The organism is uncultured Martelella sp. (genome assembly GCF_963677965.2).
GTDB classification, from domain to species: domain Bacteria; phylum Pseudomonadota; class Alphaproteobacteria; order Rhizobiales; family Rhizobiaceae; genus Martelella; species Martelella mangrovi.
The window spans coordinates 579,604-595,635 of sequence record NZ_CAXXFM010000001.1 but is presented as its reverse complement, the minus strand read 5'-3'; the positions used below and the strand labels follow the sequence as shown (position 1 = coordinate 595,635).

Sequence of the window (16,032 nt, the reverse complement as noted above, 5' to 3'; positions counted from 1 at the left end):
AGGAAAGGTTCTTAAAAATAGTTAACGCCGGCGATGTCTTCGGGGCGTTGCGCGCTGAGGTTCGGGCGGACGGGCCTTTCGGGCTGATGAAAATTCCTGCAACTTAGTCTTTGACAGACGGGCGGCATGACGATAAGGGGACCGCCTGAAGAACAAGCGCAGCGGTGAACGCTGCTGGATCGGCGAAAGCCAGCCTTCAACCGCAACATGAGAGGGTTTGAACGTGGCGAAAGCGGAACTCGGTACGAAAAGAACATGCCCTGACACGGGCAAGAAATTTTATGACCTCAACAAGGATCCGGTGGTTTCACCCTATTCGGGGAATTCCTGGCCGCTGACCTATTTTGAGGACACGGCATCCATCGCTGTTGTGGAAAGCGAAGAAGAAGAGGAAGTTGCGGAAGTCGACGCCGAAAACAATGAAGGCGCGATGGGCACGATCGAGGCTTCCGACGATGACAGCCCGTCCGACAACATTCCCAATGTCGACGGCGATGATGACGACGATGTGGATGTCGATGATGACGACAACACGTTCCTCGAGACCGATGACGATGATGATGACGATGTTTCCGACATCATCGGCGTTTCCGACGACGACGAGGACAACTGATCTCACCGTTATCGGCGCAGCAATGCGGATTTGATATCAGAAGCCGCCGGCTCTCGGGCCCTGGCGGCTTTTTCTTTGCCGGGGTTGCGGCTTTGGCGGGCCGGTTGCGATGACTGGCGCGCGGGAAATCCCGTTTTTCCGTCATGCGAAGCCCTGATCTTCCAAGCGGATAGGGGCTTTTGATGTTTGGTGAGGAGGCGGTTTGAATTTTTTTGCAGGCTTTGTTTTTTTATGGCTTGCATCCAGCGAAAATCCACAGTAACAAGCCGCCACCCGACGCGAAACGCGTCGCTTCGAACTGCTCAGGCAGTCTGGAGAATGGGGCTATAGCTCAGCTGGGAGAGCGCCTGCATGGCATGCAGGAGGTCAGCGGTTCGATCCCGCTTAGCTCCACCAAATTTTCCCTTTTTGTTGTAAAATGTCACATGGATTGACCTTTTTGTGCAGGCTTTGACCTTTTCGGTCACTTGGCTTGAACTTTTTCTATGTTCGAGGCGGCAACATGGGCTGCTGGCATGGCATTCGGGAGTTGGGATCGGTTCGTTCCGCCGATGGTCGAGGTTTTCGCCCGTTGGTTTCAGGATGCGCTTTAAATCAGCCAGCATGTTAGCCAGGTCATCATGACAGGGGATACCTGACCGCTTCGCGTGTCCAAAAGTCGCTGTGCGGGGGGGCAGCTAGAACTCCCCATAAGCGTCCCTCGGCGATGACGATATTTCGTCGATTGTCCCGTGGGTCTTTTCAAGCCATTGATCGTTCCAGCCTCTGCTTCCGGTACTCCCAGTCAGGCATGACCTTATCGAGAAGTTCGAAGAATGCTGGGCTGTGATATGGCTCGGCCACATGGCAGAGCTCATGGGTGATCACATAGTCTATAGCGTCGACTGGCGCCTGCACGAGGCGCCGGTTCAGCAGAAGGCGTCCTGTCGGAGACATGGATCCCCACCTCTGCCGGATCTGACGCACGATGAGACCTTTCGGTCGGAATGCTTCGGGAGCAGGAAAACGACCCAGACAGAGTTCGATCCGCTCAGGAAACTTGATGTGGGCCCGATCCCTATACCATGCCTCGACAAGTTCGCGCGTCACATCGGACCTATTAGGCCGGTGAGTTTGCACCACGATGAAACCGCGGATCAACTTAACACCTTCCTGGAGATGTGGAACGACTTTCAGCCGGTACTGGCGCCCGAGGTAGAGATGCGTCTCCCCAGCCACGAACCTGCGCTCTGGCGTCCTCGGCAGGAACTGGGAAAAGTATCGCTGCTGCCTTGTCACCCATGCTGCCCGCTTCCGCAGCTTGGCTTCGATCGCCTCTAGCGTCGCGTCCTCCGGGGCTGCAATCACCACCGACGTATCCGGCTCGACAGCGATCTCCAGTGTCTTCCTAGGGCGTCGTACGATCTCGTATTGGATTTCCTGCATACCATACTGCAGGCAGTGCAGCTCACGCGTCATGCCGCAAACCGGGCCCGAGCGAGGTCCATGATTTTCAGTTCGAGCTCGTCGAGCACCTCCACAGGAAGGTCGATGCCCTTTTTGTCGCGCAGGATATCGAAGAAGTAGTCATCAATGGCGTTGCGCAGATTGTTCTGGGCTACTTCGTTCGACCAGATGTCGACGATCAGGTGTGACTTGATGATGTCAATAATCTGCTGTGCGATCGCAGCAGCACTGTCACCCGCTACCGGCTCATTTTCCTGATTCTTGAGTTGACCGTCGAGAATGCCGAATAAGGCCTGCGCATCCTCATCGCCCCGGATGCTTTCTGGTACATGTCGGCCGCGATCTTTGCGTGCCACTTTGCTCGCGAGGTTCACGACGCTGTTCAGATACTCGCGCTCAGACAGCCTTTTCTCGCGATAGGCGCGGATGGTCTCTTCGAGTAGCTCTGAGAACTGTTTGTAGAACGTCGGATCCTCATCCATCTTCTCGGTGATTGCTCGCCGAGTCGCGCTGGCGATGCGGTCCGCCCTTGAGGCTTCGGAAACTCCCGTCTCCTCGACGACCGCCTTCAGCGCGTCAGGATCGTTGATGTTGACCACGTCGACGATGATCTCGGCCGGCATCGCCACAACATGGTCATCGAGGAGCTTCTGGATTTTTGGCTCGAACTCGCGGACATCGACTGTCTCCTGGTAGCGGAGCTGGACCGAACGCCTGAGCTCGGAGAATTGCTTCCAATCCCGCTTCAGGGTATCCACCTTGGCCTCGTCGAAGACATCGAATAGTTTGTCGGACGAGAGCGAGATGTGCAAACACCGGCTGAAGGCCTTGAGGCGCGCATAGAACTCATGGCGCAGCGACTCATCAGCGAGGTGCTGTTCGAACTGTTCCATGTCCTTCTTGTTGCGGACCGGCTTGAAGAGATCCCACAGCTGATCGTGCAACTGGGGAAGCTTGCGTATCTCCTCGCGGACATCATGCACTGTCCCGGCGAGGTCGGTCGCCTCGTAGCCCTCAAAGGCGCTATAGGTTGTCAGGGCGCTGTCGAGTTCGCCCAGCAGCCCTTCGTAGTCTACAACAAAGCCGAACTGCTTCTCAGTGCTGCCATCCTCGTAGAGCCGGTTGACGCGCGCAATCGCCTGCAAGAGATTGTGCTCCTTCAAGGACTTGCAGAGGTAGAGCACCGTATTCCGAGGCGCATCGAAGCCGGTGAGTAGCTTAGAGACGACGATCAGGATCTCTGGAGCACCAGAGCCCTTGAAAGCATCGATGATCTGGCGATTGTAATCCTCCTCAGTCTTGTACCGCACCATCATCTTCGACCAGAAGCGACGCACGAGGTCCTTGGATTCCTGATCGACTTCCTCGTTGCCCTCGTTCTCTTCCGGCGGTGAGATGACAATCGCGCTTGATACGTGGCCGATTTCATCAAGGACCTCCTTGAAGCGGACGGCTGCTGCCTTCGACGGTGCGACCAGCTGCGCCTTGAAGCCAGTCCCCTGCCAGTGCTGGCGATAGTGCTCGGAAATGTCAAACGCCTTGGCCCGGATAGCCTGGTCGGTCTTGGCCAGAGCGTCCATCCGGGAGAACTTGCGCTTCAGATCGCGTTTCTGGTTCTCGGTCAGCCCCTCACTGATCTTGTCGAACCAGCGGTCGATCACGGTACCCGAGACCTGCTGCTCGACAAGCCGTCCTTCGTAGAGCAAAGGCACGACGGCGCCGTCGGCAACAGCCTCGTCGATCGCGTAACGGTGGATGAGCTGGCCGAAGGTCGATAGTGTGTTTTTCTCCTTCTTCAGCAAGGGTGTGCCGGTGAAACCGAGGTAGCAGGCCCTCGGCAGGAGGCGCCGCATCTTGGCGGCAAACTGGCTGTGGCCGCCATAGCGTCCTGTCTGAGTCCGGTGGCTCTCGTCCACCAGCACGAAGATGTTCGGGTCGTCGTCCGCCAGCTTGCTGTTCTTCAGCGCCGTGTCGAACTTATTGATGATAGCAGTAACCAGCGGAGCCCTGTTTTGGACGAGCTCCAGAAGATGCGCACCGCTTCTTGCACGGACCGGTTCCAGATCACAGGACTTGAAGGTGTCCTTGATCTGTCTGTCGAGATCATCGCGGTCCGTGACGATGATGATTCGCGGGTTCTCGATGCTGCGCTCGAGAGCAAGGGCGCGCCCCAGCATAACCATCGTTAATGACTTGCCCGAGCCCTGCGTATGCCAGATCACGCCGCCTTTGCGTGCGCCGCCGACACCGTACTGCTTGACCGTCTCGACAGCGGCTCGAATCCCGAAGAACTGCTGATGGCGCGCGACCTTACGGACGCCGCCATCGAAAACGGTGAAGCGACGGATGAGGTCGAGCAGCCGCTCCGGGCGGCAAAGAGAATAGATGGTGCGGTCCTGGTTCGTGACAGCACGTTGGCCTTCGTCCCGCAGCGCCTCAAAATGGTCGCGCGCCGATGCCATCGGGCCGGAGAAAACGGCCTGCTCTTCCGCAAATCCTAGACCCCGGTTCGCCGCGGCGACCAGTTCCTTTGGATCAAGGTCTTCAACCAGCGTCTCGAAGTCGATAGCGTCCAGAACCGATCCGTCGACTGATTGACGGGCCAATGTGGCGGGGGCATCTTCAGCGTCCTCCTCCTCCCGCCACATTTGCCAGAATTTTGCCGGCGTGCCCACAGTCGCATAGCGTGCTTCGGTTCGGTTCATTGTCATCAGCAGCTGGGCGAAATGGAAGAGTTGTGGGATCATGTCCTCGTTTTGGTAGCCGATCAGCTGGCTATTCGCCTTCTTTAGACTTTCCGTTGGCCGCTTGTTCTCGATCACGAGGATCGGGATTCCGTTGACGAAGGCGACGATGTCGCACCGCTTGGTCTGGCTTGATGCGGTCCTCTCGACCGCGAACTCGGCAGTAACGTGAAAGACGTTTCTCTCTGGCTGCTCCCAATCGATATAGCGGAACGAGTAGCTCTTCGAGTCGCCGTCAATGGACTTCGTGATCGTCGTGCCGAGGACGAGCGTGTCGTAAATCTCTTGGTTCGTTCCCCGCAGCCCCTTCAGGCGGTCGGGCGTGGGCTTGAGCCGCCGCATTGCCTCGTGCGCGTCCTCGAGGTCGAAGCTGTATTCTCGACCCCGGTGCGTGAAGCGGTTGATGCGCATTAGCTGCTCGGCGAGTACATCATCCAACACCACGTTCCGAAGTCTACCGCTGCGGAGACGCAGGGCTTCCTCCTGGCTGAGCGGGTTGAAACCGAGCGCCACAAGCAACTGCAGCGCAGGGATTTGGGACTGGTATTTTTCTGCGGCGTCGAAGGTCATTCGTCGCTTCCTTCCTCCTCTGTCCCCGCAGCCTCCGACGCCGGTTTTTCAATCAGTTCGATCGCAACGGGAATCCCGAACTGTTGTTGGATACGGACTGCGGCGGTCAGGAAACTTACTTTGCTGAAGAATGGCAGGCCCAGTGACCCGTCCTTGTATGGCTTGCGCATGATACCGAACACAACTTTGAAATCGTCCCGGACTACCTTGTCGGTGCTCTTGGGAAGTTGGATTTCAAATCCCCGGCCGAAGGATTTCACCTTCGACCTCAGTTTTTTCCGGAAGTCTGCATCACTAACAAAGGCTTCTGCGCTCACCACACCTTGCGCCCATAAATGGCTGATTGGACCGGACGAATGTCCGTCCTTCAGGTGGATGAATTCACTGTGTTTGGAAAAGAAGTCGCACGGTTCAAGATTTGCATACCGCACATCAGCGGGGTTTATCTTCTCCTGGTCCAGCTTAAGGAGATCTGCTCTATTGGCGTGCAGATCAGCAATCAGCTCTTCCTCATTCCTGCATCCGGTAGCGCCGATAATCGCGACTTTCTCAGTTGAATCAAAGAAATCCTCGATCTGCTTTTTGAATTTTTTCTCGACCTGATACCAGTCACCGGCGAAAAGTACGTAGTGCTGTTGTGAAGAGTCGGTGCCCAATGAGGTCTCAAAGACGAAGCAATCGTATACGCGCCACTTCTCGGAAAAATCTTCTTCGCCGTCGCCCTTTGCCTTGATGCGGTGCCCTGCTTTTACATCATCAATGTCGCCGTCAAAATCGCACCGTTCGAGTTCGGACACGTAGTCATCGATGGACAGGCTATGAAACGTGGTGCCATGGCTGCCAAAGCCGTTGTAATGCAGTTGGCTGCCTTCCGTGTAATTGACGATCTCTGGTGGTGCCATGTGAAGGTCGGAAACCTTGCCGTCACGCAGATCGCCGATGGCTTCAAACAAGTGAGCATCGAGAGCCTCAATGACATCCCTCTCGTGAATGACACGCATGTTGTCGACCCACGCGAACTCCTTCTGATAGTCCTTTTTCTTATAGGCTCGGACGATCTCAGCACATTTGTCATGGATGTGCGCGGCGTCGACTTCGCATGTGATGGAGACGGCATCCTTGCCAGCCAGGAAATTGGCGAAAGCCTTGTCCTTCGGAGTGCCACCGGCAACACGCGCGAGGTCTCGCAGCATATCGACGCCAAATGCTTGGACATCGCTGTCCTTGCTGGCTTGCACACGCTTCTGGAATGTCACTGCATCCGGCGTCGCCAGATCTAAGGTACGGATGTTGCCCCTTGGCACGGTGTTCAGCGTAACCTTGAGACCAAACTGCCGCTCGAAGGCGTCATCATTCAAGGCAAGATGCACATGCCCAAAACAAACGGCTACCGTGCGACCCTCGACGGGCAAAAACAAAACGGCCCCAGCACCGCTCGTGATCATGTCCGTGGGCAGATCGACGCTGCCTTCGGCAAGAAAGTCCGTCCAGCCAGGAGGGTTCGCGTAAACCTGCCCTATAAAAAGGGAAGCACCCTCGGCTCCATCCCACGGACGCTGTTCAAGCGCACGTGCCTCCCCAATAGCGAAACTCGGCGAAAAGGCTGTTTCTGGAGTTCGAGTAGTTCGAAGGAGCCGAACATTGAGGGTCCTGGTGGATTTACGTTTAGGCATTTTCCTCCTCCTTCGTCATCCGCCACTCGCCCGTCAGCAGCTTCTGCATGAGGCCGCGCTTCTGGCGGATCAGAGCAGCGATTCGTTCGTCTTCGAGGGCGAGATCGGCTTCGAGTGATCCGAGGGCGCGCGTGTGGGCTTCCTGGTCGGCGATGGGCGGTGCGGGGATGTACACGTCCCCGAAGTCGCGGAAGGCGATCTGCTTGCCGTCGCGGATGCCGAAGATCAGCTTGTCGAGGCGGCCGATGAAGCTGCGGGACTTGAAGAAGTGGCGGTAGTAGTCGCCGATTAGGTCGGTAGTCGGCCGAAGGACCGTGTAGGCCGGGCTGACCAGTCCGATGATGCTGGAGTATTCGAGGCCGCCCTCGAAGGAACGCAGGCTGATCACGAAATCGCCAGGACGGACCACCTTGTAGGTTGAGGTGTCGCCGTCAGGCATCGCCACGCGCCGGTCGAGTTCGTCGCGGCGGACGATCCCGATATCCTGCATGACCGCGAGAAGCGGCAGATCAGGGCGCGCACGTTCCGACACCGTCTCGAAGAGGTCCTTGGCGCGCTGGAGCCGGCTGTGGGAGGCGTACTCGGTCTCGAACAGGCGCTGTCTCAGAGAGGAAATGCGACGCACCTTCGCTGCGCGGAGGGCGGTGAGCTTTTCAAGGGCCTCGTCCCAGGTCCGCAGGATCTCGGCGATCTTGCGCTGTTCGGGGAGCGGTGGGAAATCGATAGTCATGCGCTTGAAGATCGGCAAACCAATGGTCTTGATCGTGGAGCCAACAGCCATACGCTCAAAGAATGGCTTCTGCATCTGCATCCACGCATACAGAAACCACGGGTCGAGAGCTTTCTTGGTGGAGCAGGACCAAGCGATGAAATGTTGACTGACCGCCATTTCGCGTTTCAGGACTGCAGACTTTCCGACCCCTGCATCCCGAGAAAGGATCACCGTTTCCGGTGGCAGCAACACCGCTGATGAGTGCCTGATGCCGAGGTGAGAGATCTGCTTGTCGGTTTCTACGATGTATCCTTGGTCGAGCTTGGCACTATCCGCCAGTGAGACCCAAGACACGCCACCATTCCAATACTCCGGTTTTCCCTGATCCGGTGTGTGGCCGCTCGCACGGTCGACGACGTCGTCCAGTTGCGCCCTGCACCAACCTGTCGGCAAGGTACGTCCAAAATCGGGAAACGGCTTCAGGGTATCACCGCAATCAAGCATCAACGCCGAGCTCCTTGAGATACCCAGCCATCTTCGCCCGAACCTCGGCCAGCTCGGCCTCGATCCGCAGGATGTCCTTCTGCACGGCGGCGACGTCTATCTCTTCCTCCGGCTCGAAGGTGTCGACGTAGCGGGGGATGTTGAGGTTGTAGCCGTTTTCGGCGATTTCCTCGGGGCTCGCCCGGTGCGAATACCGCTCGACCTCGGCGCGGTTGGCATAGGTCTCCAGTACCTCCGCCACATGCATGTCGTCCATCACGTTCTGAGTCTTGCCGGGCGTGAACTCCTTGCTGGCGTCGATGAACAGCACATCGCGCCGGTCCTCGTTCGCACCACCTTCCTCGCGCGAGCGGTCGAAGATCAGGATGGCGACCGGGATCCCCGTGGTGGTGAACAGATTGGCGGGCAGGCCGACGACGGCATCGAGCAGGTTCTCCTCAATCAACTGCTGGCGAATGCGCCCCTCGGCCCCGCCCCGGAACAACACGCCATGGGGCACGATCACGGCGACGCGGCCGGACTGCCGCCTGGCGATCTCGATCATGTGGGTGATGAAGGCGTAGTCGCCCTTGGACTTGGGCGGTACGCCACGCCAGAAGCGCTTGTACTGGTCGCTGCCGGCATCCTCCGCACCCCATTTGTCGAGCGAGAACGGTGGGTTGGCGAGCACCACGTCGAAGCGCATCAGCTGGTCGCCCTCGACCAGCGCCGGGCTGTTGAGCGTGTCGCACCATTCGATGCGCGCGGCGTCCTTGGCGTGCAGGAACATGTTCATGCGGGCGAGCGCCCAGGTCGCCCCATTCACCTCCTGCCCGTAGAGGGCAAAGTTCTCGGACCCGACCTCCTGCGATGCCTGGATCAGCAGCGAGCCGGAGCCACAGGCGGGGTCGCAAATCGTATTGCCGGGCTGCGGCGCGGCCAGCTTGGCCAGCAGACGCGAAACGGGCGCGGGCGTGAAGAATTCACCGGCCTTCTTCCCAGCATCCGAGGCGAAGCGCGAGATCAGGTAGATGTAGCATTCGCCGATAATGTCCTCGGTCACCCGCGACGGGCGCAGGTCGAGCGCGGGCTTGGCGAAGTCCTCAAGCATGTTTTTGAGGCGGCGGTTGCGATCCTTCGGGCGCCCGAGATTGGCCTCCGAGTTGAAATCAATGTTGCGGAAGACGCCCTCGAGCTTGGCTCGGTTGGCGTCCTCGATCTTCTCGAGCGCAATGTTGATCAGTTCGCCGACATTGGGCTCATTCCGCTGGGCGTAGAGGTCGTAGAAGCTGGCGCCCTCGGGAAGTCTGAAACGCTCGCGCTCGAGGCGCCGGCGAATGCGGGCCTGATCGTCGCCATACTGGTTGCGGTAGGTTTCGAGGTGGTCGTTCCAGAGGTCTGAAATGTACTTCAGGAACAACATCACGAGGATGTAGTCCTTGTATTGGCCAGCATCGACGGCGCCGCGGAAGGTATCGCAGGCCGCCCAAGCGGTCTGGTTGATCTGCTGTTGGGTAATCTGATCGGTCATCAGGCAATTTCCTTCTGGTCGGCAGCCATTGCTGCCTCGCCGAGAACGGCGCTTATAAGTTCTTCCCGACGGGCGGCTAGATTCCGGAGCAGTTGCCCCTCCTGCTGGGCGAGGGCATTGAGTTCGACGATGCGTTTCTGCATGTACAGATCGGGTACAGCGATCTTGAGATTTTCGAGGGCCGCCATCGGGATCATTCTAAGGCTTGTCCCCTGTGCCTCCGCGCCAAGCCTGCGCTGCGCGTCAGGCTGGTTGATGGCCCACGCCAGGTATTCAGGGAGAATTCGGTTCCTGTCAGGGCGGACGATCACCAACGGAACGATGACCGCAACCGGTTCCGGCAGAAGATTACGAATGGCCACCGCAGTGTTAGGCTCACCACGCGAGCGAAAGACAACCTCGCCGCCGCTGACAAAGTATCGGTCGGGCAGTTTACCCAGTTCGTATCTTTGGAAGTTCGGACCTGGCGCTTCGCCGTTCGTTCCAACGTCACGCAACTGCAGCGCCGGCACGCCGCCCTTCGGCAGCGGATTCAGCTTGCCGCGCGCTGTAAAGCCGGAATGGATGGAAGCGAGCTCTGCGAGCTTCATAGGGTTGACCTCTGTATGTGATTTACAGAGATTTAACGCGAAACGCCGTATGAGTCAATTTTTTTATGCAGTTTTGTCTCTACAGAGGAAATTCGTGAGGAGCTCTATCTCGGATAGTGCAGAGAAGGGGGGGCTTGTTTATACACGCGCGCTTTTATGCAAGTTCGCTGTAATGAATTCAGCTGGACTCGCTGGCAAATCGGCGGAAGGCGCCACAATGATCAGTATCCAGGCAGGCTGTTGACGGCAGTCGCTGCGATCGGCTCAATCAGCTCATTCGCTTGGAGCTTCTGACTTTAAGCGCCTGATATAGCGTTGTCTTGCTTACCTTAAGCCGCGCGGCAGCTTCGCGCACGTTAAGCCCTGTCGATATGAGTTGCTGTGCTTTGGCGAGCTTTTCCGGTGACATGACGGGCCTTCGCCCGCCCAAGCGTCCCTTCTCGCGTGCCACTTGGAGGCCCGCATTGGTTCTCTCGCGGATGAGATCTCGTTCAAACTGCGACAGCGCACCAAAAAGATGGAACACAAGGCGACCGCCTGGCGTATTCGTGTCGATATTTTCCGTGATCGAGCGGAAGCCAATGCCGTTCGCTTCGAGTTGTCCGACAGTCTCGATGAGATGTTTCATCGAACGGCCAAGCCGGTCTAGCTTCCAGACTGTGAGGGTGTCACCTTCTCTCATAAAGGCCTGCGCCTCGATGAGGCCGGAGCGCTCTGCTTTGGCACCCGACGCGACGTCTCTGAAAATTCGATGACAGCCCGCTTTCTGCAAAGCTTCGATTTGCATGGCTATGTTTTGGTCGTTGGTGGAGACCCGGGCGTAGCCGACATTGGTCATGGCTGATCCTGTTGTCCGTTTTCTCGTATAAAACGGACAATGTCCGAAAACTCGTGAGAATGCAAAGAATTGGACAGGTGCCAGCTTGGCCGAGAAACGGTCGTTTGTCGGAGAGCGTGGACCTCCCTTGAGATCGCCGAATCCAGCGGGCGCTCAAGAGGGAGACCTCGTGCAGCAGACCCAAAAACAGGTAATGGCACTTAAGCTTGATCGAAAAACAGCCGCAAGGTTTTAGGCGAAAGGCTGAACTTGACGCTCAGAAATGGTGAGGCCCTCAACAAAGAGGTTTGCCTGCTGCCAGTCTCGCAGGTATTGAGATAAGCTTCTTTTGGCTAGTTACCCTACCAAGCGCAAGCGAGGCCAGACAGTACAGTTCCGAGGTCCCCAATGAAATTGACTGTTTATGACACCGCTGAGTACCTGAAAACAGAAGAAGATATCATCGGGTACTGGCGAGTAGCCCTCGAAGAAGACGGCGACGACCCGAATTTCATCGGAGTGGTCTTGGGCCAGATTGCCCGCGCCAGATACATCAACGCTCTGGAACGGGAAACAGGCCTTCAAAGAGAGGCGATTTTTAGGGCATTCAACGATGGTGAGGCAAGTGCCGAATTGGTTGCGGAACTGTCAAAAGCGCTAAAGCTTGACGAATAGGGACGACCAAAGCTCGAAATCATCGACTTGACGTCGCTATGGAGCTCCCTCGCGGGCGGGCAAAAGTTAAATAGAGGCGTACTATGCGAAATGGTCGATATGGCAAAACCTCGAAGGGGAACGAGATGAACAGCGGCGGCACGGTGAGGCAGAAGAGCGCAAGTCTGGAAGGGCGTGAAAGAGTTCTGGAAATCGTGTCTCATTCTCGTAGGTTGGCCGACAAGCTTGGCCCCATTGATCCCGATTTCGAACAGAAAAGGTTCAGTGATTTTCTCTCCGACGAAGAAAATCGGGTGTCAGGCCGTAAATGAGTCCATCCGTGTGGCAAATCCGCGCTGATCGCGAACGCGCTGATGCCGTGATTCCTTAAATTCAGTCTATCCTCCCCATCCATGTGGTTCTCACCTGGGACTTAGGCAGGCAAGGGGCTAGCCGGGGAGGGGTTGTCGTGTGATTCGTGGTCTTGGACGATCTTTCTAACGAATAGGCTTGCGGCCTTGCTTTTGGTGCGGCCGGAGACAACGGCATCCGTATCTATTTGAGTCTAAAATCTCTGGAGATAAAGAGACTATTTATTGGAAAAATTCTCCGAGAAGATAGTTCCATAAACAAATCTCGATTTAAAACGGGAATAGTGTTTTGTTATTAACTATATGAAATTAAATAATAAAAATTTATATATAAATATACGTCATTCATGAGAGATGATATTATATTTTTATTTTGACATCATTTGTTATATTTAATGTTATTTCTATTTAATTGATTTTTTAATCTAATTTTATATTGACGGCCCGAATCTTGTCTGACTCATTGTTTGCCATAGGGCGCGACGCAACGCGCTTCCGGAGCAGCGATGTCCAGGTACGGAAATCAAAGACACGACCACATCAAGGCGGAACTGAAGTTGCAGGGCAGCTCGTTCTCCGACATCGCCAGGCAACTGGGGGTGACGTGTGCGTCTGTAACGATGGTCTCCCAAGGGCGTAGCATGTCCAGACGCATCCAGAACGCTCTTGCTTCCCGTCTCGGAATGCCGACGGAAGTTCTTTTCCCGGAAATAGGAGGTGCGCCAAAAAGGAAGATCTAAGCAACCAAAAGCAAAAGGCTTCGACAAGCTGGAACTTGTCAAAGCCTTTGAAAGATCATCAAACGATTCTACCCGTTGATGGTCTTTCATCGCTCGATACCCCTAAAAAGTCAAGGATGCACTCGTCACCGTTCGCGGTGGCCGGGTCCTTGCGTCCCGAAATCAGAGTATGAAAGGCAGGGTTCCTGCCGAAACACGCCAAAGCGGCATTGCCGTTTTGGCGCCGGCACTTTGCACCCTGAAAACAGATGAAGACACACCACTCGATCTATCAACCCCCGCTGTCCAGCCGGGCGACACGAAAGGTTCTGCACCGCTCGAAGGCCAGCGGACCAGGCGCGATGGTCGCCCGTCTCAAGGCACATGCGCGTCCTGTTACGATTGACTATGAAAGCGGGCTTGAAGGGCGCACTGCGCATCTGCTTGCAGCCCGGCGTGACATTTTCGACCTTCGAAGCCAGCCCCCGTTTGTTGAATATGTCGACGATGCTGGCCGCAACCGAAAACATGTCTTCGATTTTCTTGCGACCCTTGATTCAGGCCTGCGCATCGCCGTCGCGGTTAAGCCGTGGCAGCGGGTCATTCAGCGACGGTTCGATGAAGAGCTCAAACTTGTTGCCGAAGCTATGCCAGCCCGGTTTGCCGAAAGGGTTTTGCTGGTCACAGATCGGCACATCAACAAGACGGCCGCCAGGAATGCCACCCTGTTCAATCTGTTTTGGCTTCACCCGGATGACGAGGCGGATGCGCACGTGCTCTCGGTGGCAAAAATGATGGGAGAAACGTTTCGGCTCGGGGACTTGATGGAGAAATCGAACCTCGGCAGTCGTGCTTTCGCAGCGGTCGTACGCGGTATCTATCGCGGTCCTTTTTCCGCCGATCTCACCCTTCCACTTTCCGACACATCTATCCTTTCAGCGAGGGAGACCGTCTGATGTCCAACCGCGTGAAGTTCAATTCCGACGACCGTTTTCTGCTGAATGGCGAGGCCTACCGCGTCGAGGATGTTTCGGTAGGCGGACTGTTGCTTCGTCAGGTCGGTAATGCCGACATAACCGAGTTTTTGAGTCACCAGAAGATTGGAGAGCTCTGGGGGACGCCAGTGCTCAAACACGAGCCGGGATACTATTCTCGCGAACGACAGCTTGCGCATGCCAATGTGGAAGTCGAGACACTGCGGGATTTGCCTGATGCCCTGCGCTCAAAGGTTCTCTGGAAACAAGCATATTGCGATGTTGCCATTTCGTTTTTCCAGGGTGGGCAGATGAAGATGACCGATGAATCTATCCGGTCAATGGCGCCGAACATACAGGCGAAAGTGAATGAGATTTCCTGCAAGGGCCAGCAGGGGGCTACGCGACAGTATGCGGGCCATATTACAGTCGCGAGGAAGCCACCGAGCACATCATCGCTTAAGCGGTGGCTTCGGTGCTATCAGTCCGGGGGGTGTTCTCCTATCACGCTCATACCGGGCACCTTCCGCAGCGTGGTCCGCTGCAAGCGTTTCTGCCCTGCCACAGAGACTTTGCTCCGCAAGGGAATTGAGCAATACGCTGACCCGCAGCGTCCCAGCATGGATCTGGTGATCTCAGAAACACAAGGCATGTTTCGGAAAGAAAACAGGGCGCGACTTGAACGAGGTGCGTCTGCCTTGTCCGTGCCTTCGGCGAGCACGATCAGGCGGCGCATCCGCGGACTGGACCCTTACTACGTCGATTCCAAACGATATGGTCTCCAATGGGCCAACCGTAAATATGCCCTTTATGAAAACGGGGTCGAGGCTTCATTTCCGCTCGAACGGGTCGAAATCGACCACTACAAACTGGATGTCGTCTCGCTTCTCTCTGAGAGCGGGGCGCTGCATGGGCTCAGCCAGGAACAACTTTCCGCGATTGAACGCGGCCGCCGCTGGGTTTGCGTTGCGAGCGATGTGGCAACACGCTGCATTGTCGGGCTCAGTCTGACAGACAGCCCTTCGACTGCGTCAGCGATCAGGACGCTTGAACATATAACGATGGACAAGCCCGCCCTTGCTCAAGGACTTGGGTGTGAGCATGGCTGGGAGATGCATGGTACGCCTGCAAAGGTTGTCACTGACCAGGGTTCTGAGTTCTTTTCAGTAGATTTTCAAACGAAGGTCGGTGGGCTCAATAGCGCAATCGAATATTCGCCGGCCGGACTTCCGCATTTGCGAGGGCATGTTGAACGAGCGTTTAGGACATTCGGCAGCGAACTGATGCCGCTTCTTGCCGGTCGGACATTCTCCAATTCAAAAGAACGTGGCGACTATGACGCGATGGGACTTGCCAGCCTTTCCGATGATGACCTGCTTGAGGTGTTGGTCAACTTCATTGTCGATATTTATCATCAAAAGCCTCACGCGGGTTTGGGTGGCGAGACACCTTCAAATGCCTGGAAGCGACTTACCGGCAAATATGGGGTCACTCCCGCACCTGATGGTTATGCTCGCCGTTCCGTTTTTGGTACCGAGTTCGCCCGAAAGATTACTGGTGGCAACGTTCGGTTTCTTGGGATTACCTATACCAATGAACAAATGCGGGAGCATTTCCTTCGGAAGCGAGACCGCACGGTTCAAATCCGGGTCGATCAGCGCGACCTTGGCTGGGTTTCCGTGCAACTTGACGGGAAATGGTATCCTGCCCAAGCGACGCTTGGCAGCTTTGACAATATGTCGGCGCGCGAATGGATGAGTATCACGCTTGCTTTGCGCAAGGACAGTGCCGCGCAAGCCGTGTTGACAGAATCCAGCATCATAAAAGCCCGCGCACGAATTTCGGATGTGCAAAGGCAGGCATTCGCCCGACTTTCCTTGACCCCCAGACATCTCAGCGCGGAGGACATCCTGCGGTCAGAAAACGCTCTTTATATCGGCCTCTCTTTGCGTGGTGCGGGAGGTTCTTCGGTCGAGCCAAAATCTGCCGACCTCCTCGAAGACGCAATCGAAATAGCGCCGGCAGAGAAATCGCACGCGGCTGACGTCTCTGGCAGCGCCTCTATTGCATCCATATCGTCAGAAGCGCCGGAGGATGACGAGCCCGCCTCTGACTGGTGCCTGGAGGATGACTGA

The 16,032-nt window shown here is 56.4% G+C and carries 13 protein-coding genes and 1 tRNA gene; 7 read left to right on the top strand and 7 right to left on the bottom strand.

Annotated elements, in window-relative coordinates; translation table 11 throughout:
- The first annotated feature begins 223 nt into the window (after positions 1-223).
- Together ACHZCU_RS03010 and ACHZCU_RS03005 are read left to right on the top strand one after the other, a co-directional pair.
- Complete coding sequence (locus ACHZCU_RS03010; RefSeq protein ID WP_106313254.1) at positions 224-613, top strand: TIGR02300 family protein; 390 nt, start codon at positions 224-226, stop codon at positions 611-613.
- 320 nt (positions 614-933) lie between these two features.
- Positions 934-1,009 (top strand) — tRNA-Ala (locus ACHZCU_RS03005).
- A gap of 345 nt (positions 1,010-1,354) precedes the next feature.
- On the opposite strand, the gene ACHZCU_RS03000 is transcribed toward ACHZCU_RS03005, so the two are convergent.
- The 7 genes from ACHZCU_RS03000 to ACHZCU_RS02970 form a co-directional block, all read right to left on the bottom strand.
- Entirely contained in the window at positions 1,355-2,071 is a 717-nt protein-coding gene (locus ACHZCU_RS03000) for a SprT family zinc-dependent metalloprotease (RefSeq protein ID WP_319517589.1), read from the bottom strand.
- Positions 2,068-5,373: an HsdR family type I site-specific deoxyribonuclease gene (locus tag ACHZCU_RS02995; RefSeq protein ID WP_319517588.1), complete on the bottom strand. Its 3,306-nt coding sequence runs from the start codon at positions 5,371-5,373 to the stop codon at positions 2,068-2,070. The genes ACHZCU_RS03000 and ACHZCU_RS02995 overlap by 4 nt, the downstream gene beginning before the upstream one ends.
- On the bottom strand, positions 5,370-7,046 hold the full coding sequence (locus tag ACHZCU_RS02990; RefSeq protein ID WP_319517587.1) for a DUF6119 family protein: 1,677 nt from the start codon (positions 7,044-7,046) through the stop codon (positions 5,370-5,372). The genes ACHZCU_RS02995 and ACHZCU_RS02990 overlap by 4 nt, the downstream gene beginning before the upstream one ends.
- Entirely contained in the window at positions 7,039-8,262 is a 1,224-nt protein-coding gene (locus ACHZCU_RS02985; protein ID WP_319517586.1) for a restriction endonuclease subunit S, read from the bottom strand. The genes ACHZCU_RS02990 and ACHZCU_RS02985 overlap by 8 nt, the downstream gene beginning before the upstream one ends.
- The gene (locus ACHZCU_RS02980) at positions 8,255-9,772 is read right to left on the bottom strand and encodes a type I restriction-modification system subunit M (protein ID WP_319517585.1); all 1,518 of its coding nucleotides are present in this window, start codon (positions 9,770-9,772) and stop codon (positions 8,255-8,257) included. Before ACHZCU_RS02980 ends, ACHZCU_RS02985 begins: the two co-directional genes overlap by 8 nt.
- Positions 9,772-10,362 (bottom strand): restriction endonuclease subunit S, encoded by a 591-nt coding sequence (locus tag ACHZCU_RS02975; RefSeq protein ID WP_319517584.1) that lies wholly within the window; start codon positions 10,360-10,362, stop codon positions 9,772-9,774. Before ACHZCU_RS02975 ends, ACHZCU_RS02980 begins: the two co-directional genes overlap by 1 nt.
- A 268-nt stretch (positions 10,363-10,630) precedes the next feature.
- On the bottom strand, positions 10,631-11,200 hold the full coding sequence (locus tag ACHZCU_RS02970; protein WP_319517583.1) for a recombinase family protein: 570 nt from the start codon (positions 11,198-11,200) through the stop codon (positions 10,631-10,633).
- Positions 11,201-11,587: 387 nt separating this feature from the next.
- Here ACHZCU_RS02970 and ACHZCU_RS02965 point away from each other — a divergent pair, with 387 nt between their 5' ends.
- From ACHZCU_RS02965 to ACHZCU_RS02945, 5 genes are all read left to right on the top strand, one after another.
- On the top strand, positions 11,588-11,854 hold the full coding sequence (locus ACHZCU_RS02965) for an addiction module antidote protein (RefSeq protein WP_319517582.1): 267 nt from the start codon (positions 11,588-11,590) through the stop codon (positions 11,852-11,854).
- A 125-nt stretch (positions 11,855-11,979) separates the two neighbouring features.
- Positions 11,980-12,165, top strand: coding sequence for a hypothetical protein (locus tag ACHZCU_RS02960; protein WP_319517581.1), 186 nt, complete (start codon positions 11,980-11,982; stop codon positions 12,163-12,165).
- Between the two features lie 545 nt (positions 12,166-12,710).
- Positions 12,711-12,944, top strand: coding sequence for a helix-turn-helix domain-containing protein (locus ACHZCU_RS02955; protein WP_319517580.1), 234 nt, complete (start codon positions 12,711-12,713; stop codon positions 12,942-12,944).
- Positions 12,945-13,192: 248 nt separating this feature from the next.
- The gene (locus tag ACHZCU_RS02950; RefSeq protein ID WP_319517579.1) at positions 13,193-13,879 is read left to right on the top strand and encodes a hypothetical protein; all 687 of its coding nucleotides are present in this window, start codon (positions 13,193-13,195) and stop codon (positions 13,877-13,879) included.
- The gene (locus ACHZCU_RS02945) at positions 13,879-16,032 is read left to right on the top strand and encodes a Mu transposase C-terminal domain-containing protein (RefSeq protein WP_319517578.1); all 2,154 of its coding nucleotides are present in this window, start codon (positions 13,879-13,881) and stop codon (positions 16,030-16,032) included. The genes ACHZCU_RS02950 and ACHZCU_RS02945 overlap by 1 nt, the downstream gene beginning before the upstream one ends.

Excerpts from the sequence above, each read along its gene's own strand:
- ACHZCU_RS02990 (WP_319517587.1), bottom strand. The coding sequence starts at position 7,046 with ATGCCTAAACGTAAATCCACCAGGACCCTCAATGTTCGGCTCCTTCGA.
- ACHZCU_RS02945 (WP_319517578.1), top strand. The coding sequence starts at position 13,879 with ATGTCCAACCGCGTGAAGTTCAATTCCGACGACCGTTTTCTGCTGAAT.
- ACHZCU_RS02950 (WP_319517579.1), top strand. The coding sequence starts at position 13,193 with ATGAAGACACACCACTCGATCTATCAACCCCCGCTGTCCAGCCGGGCG.
- ACHZCU_RS02980 (WP_319517585.1), bottom strand. The coding sequence starts at position 9,772 with ATGACCGATCAGATTACCCAACAGCAGATCAACCAGACCGCTTGGGCG.
- ACHZCU_RS02985 (WP_319517586.1), bottom strand. The coding sequence starts at position 8,262 with ATGCTTGATTGCGGTGATACCCTGAAGCCGTTTCCCGATTTTGGACGT.
- ACHZCU_RS02960 (WP_319517581.1), top strand. The coding sequence starts at position 11,980 with ATGAACAGCGGCGGCACGGTGAGGCAGAAGAGCGCAAGTCTGGAAGGG.
- ACHZCU_RS02965 (WP_319517582.1), top strand. The coding sequence starts at position 11,588 with ATGAAATTGACTGTTTATGACACCGCTGAGTACCTGAAAACAGAAGAA.
- ACHZCU_RS02975 (WP_319517584.1), bottom strand. The coding sequence starts at position 10,362 with ATGAAGCTCGCAGAGCTCGCTTCCATCCATTCCGGCTTTACAGCGCGC.
- ACHZCU_RS03000 (WP_319517589.1), bottom strand. The coding sequence starts at position 2,071 with ATGACGCGTGAGCTGCACTGCCTGCAGTATGGTATGCAGGAAATCCAA.
- ACHZCU_RS02970 (WP_319517583.1), bottom strand. The coding sequence starts at position 11,200 with ATGACCAATGTCGGCTACGCCCGGGTCTCCACCAACGACCAAAACATA.
- ACHZCU_RS02995 (WP_319517588.1), bottom strand. The coding sequence starts at position 5,373 with ATGACCTTCGACGCCGCAGAAAAATACCAGTCCCAAATCCCTGCGCTG.
- ACHZCU_RS02955 (WP_319517580.1), top strand. The coding sequence starts at position 12,711 with ATGTCCAGGTACGGAAATCAAAGACACGACCACATCAAGGCGGAACTG.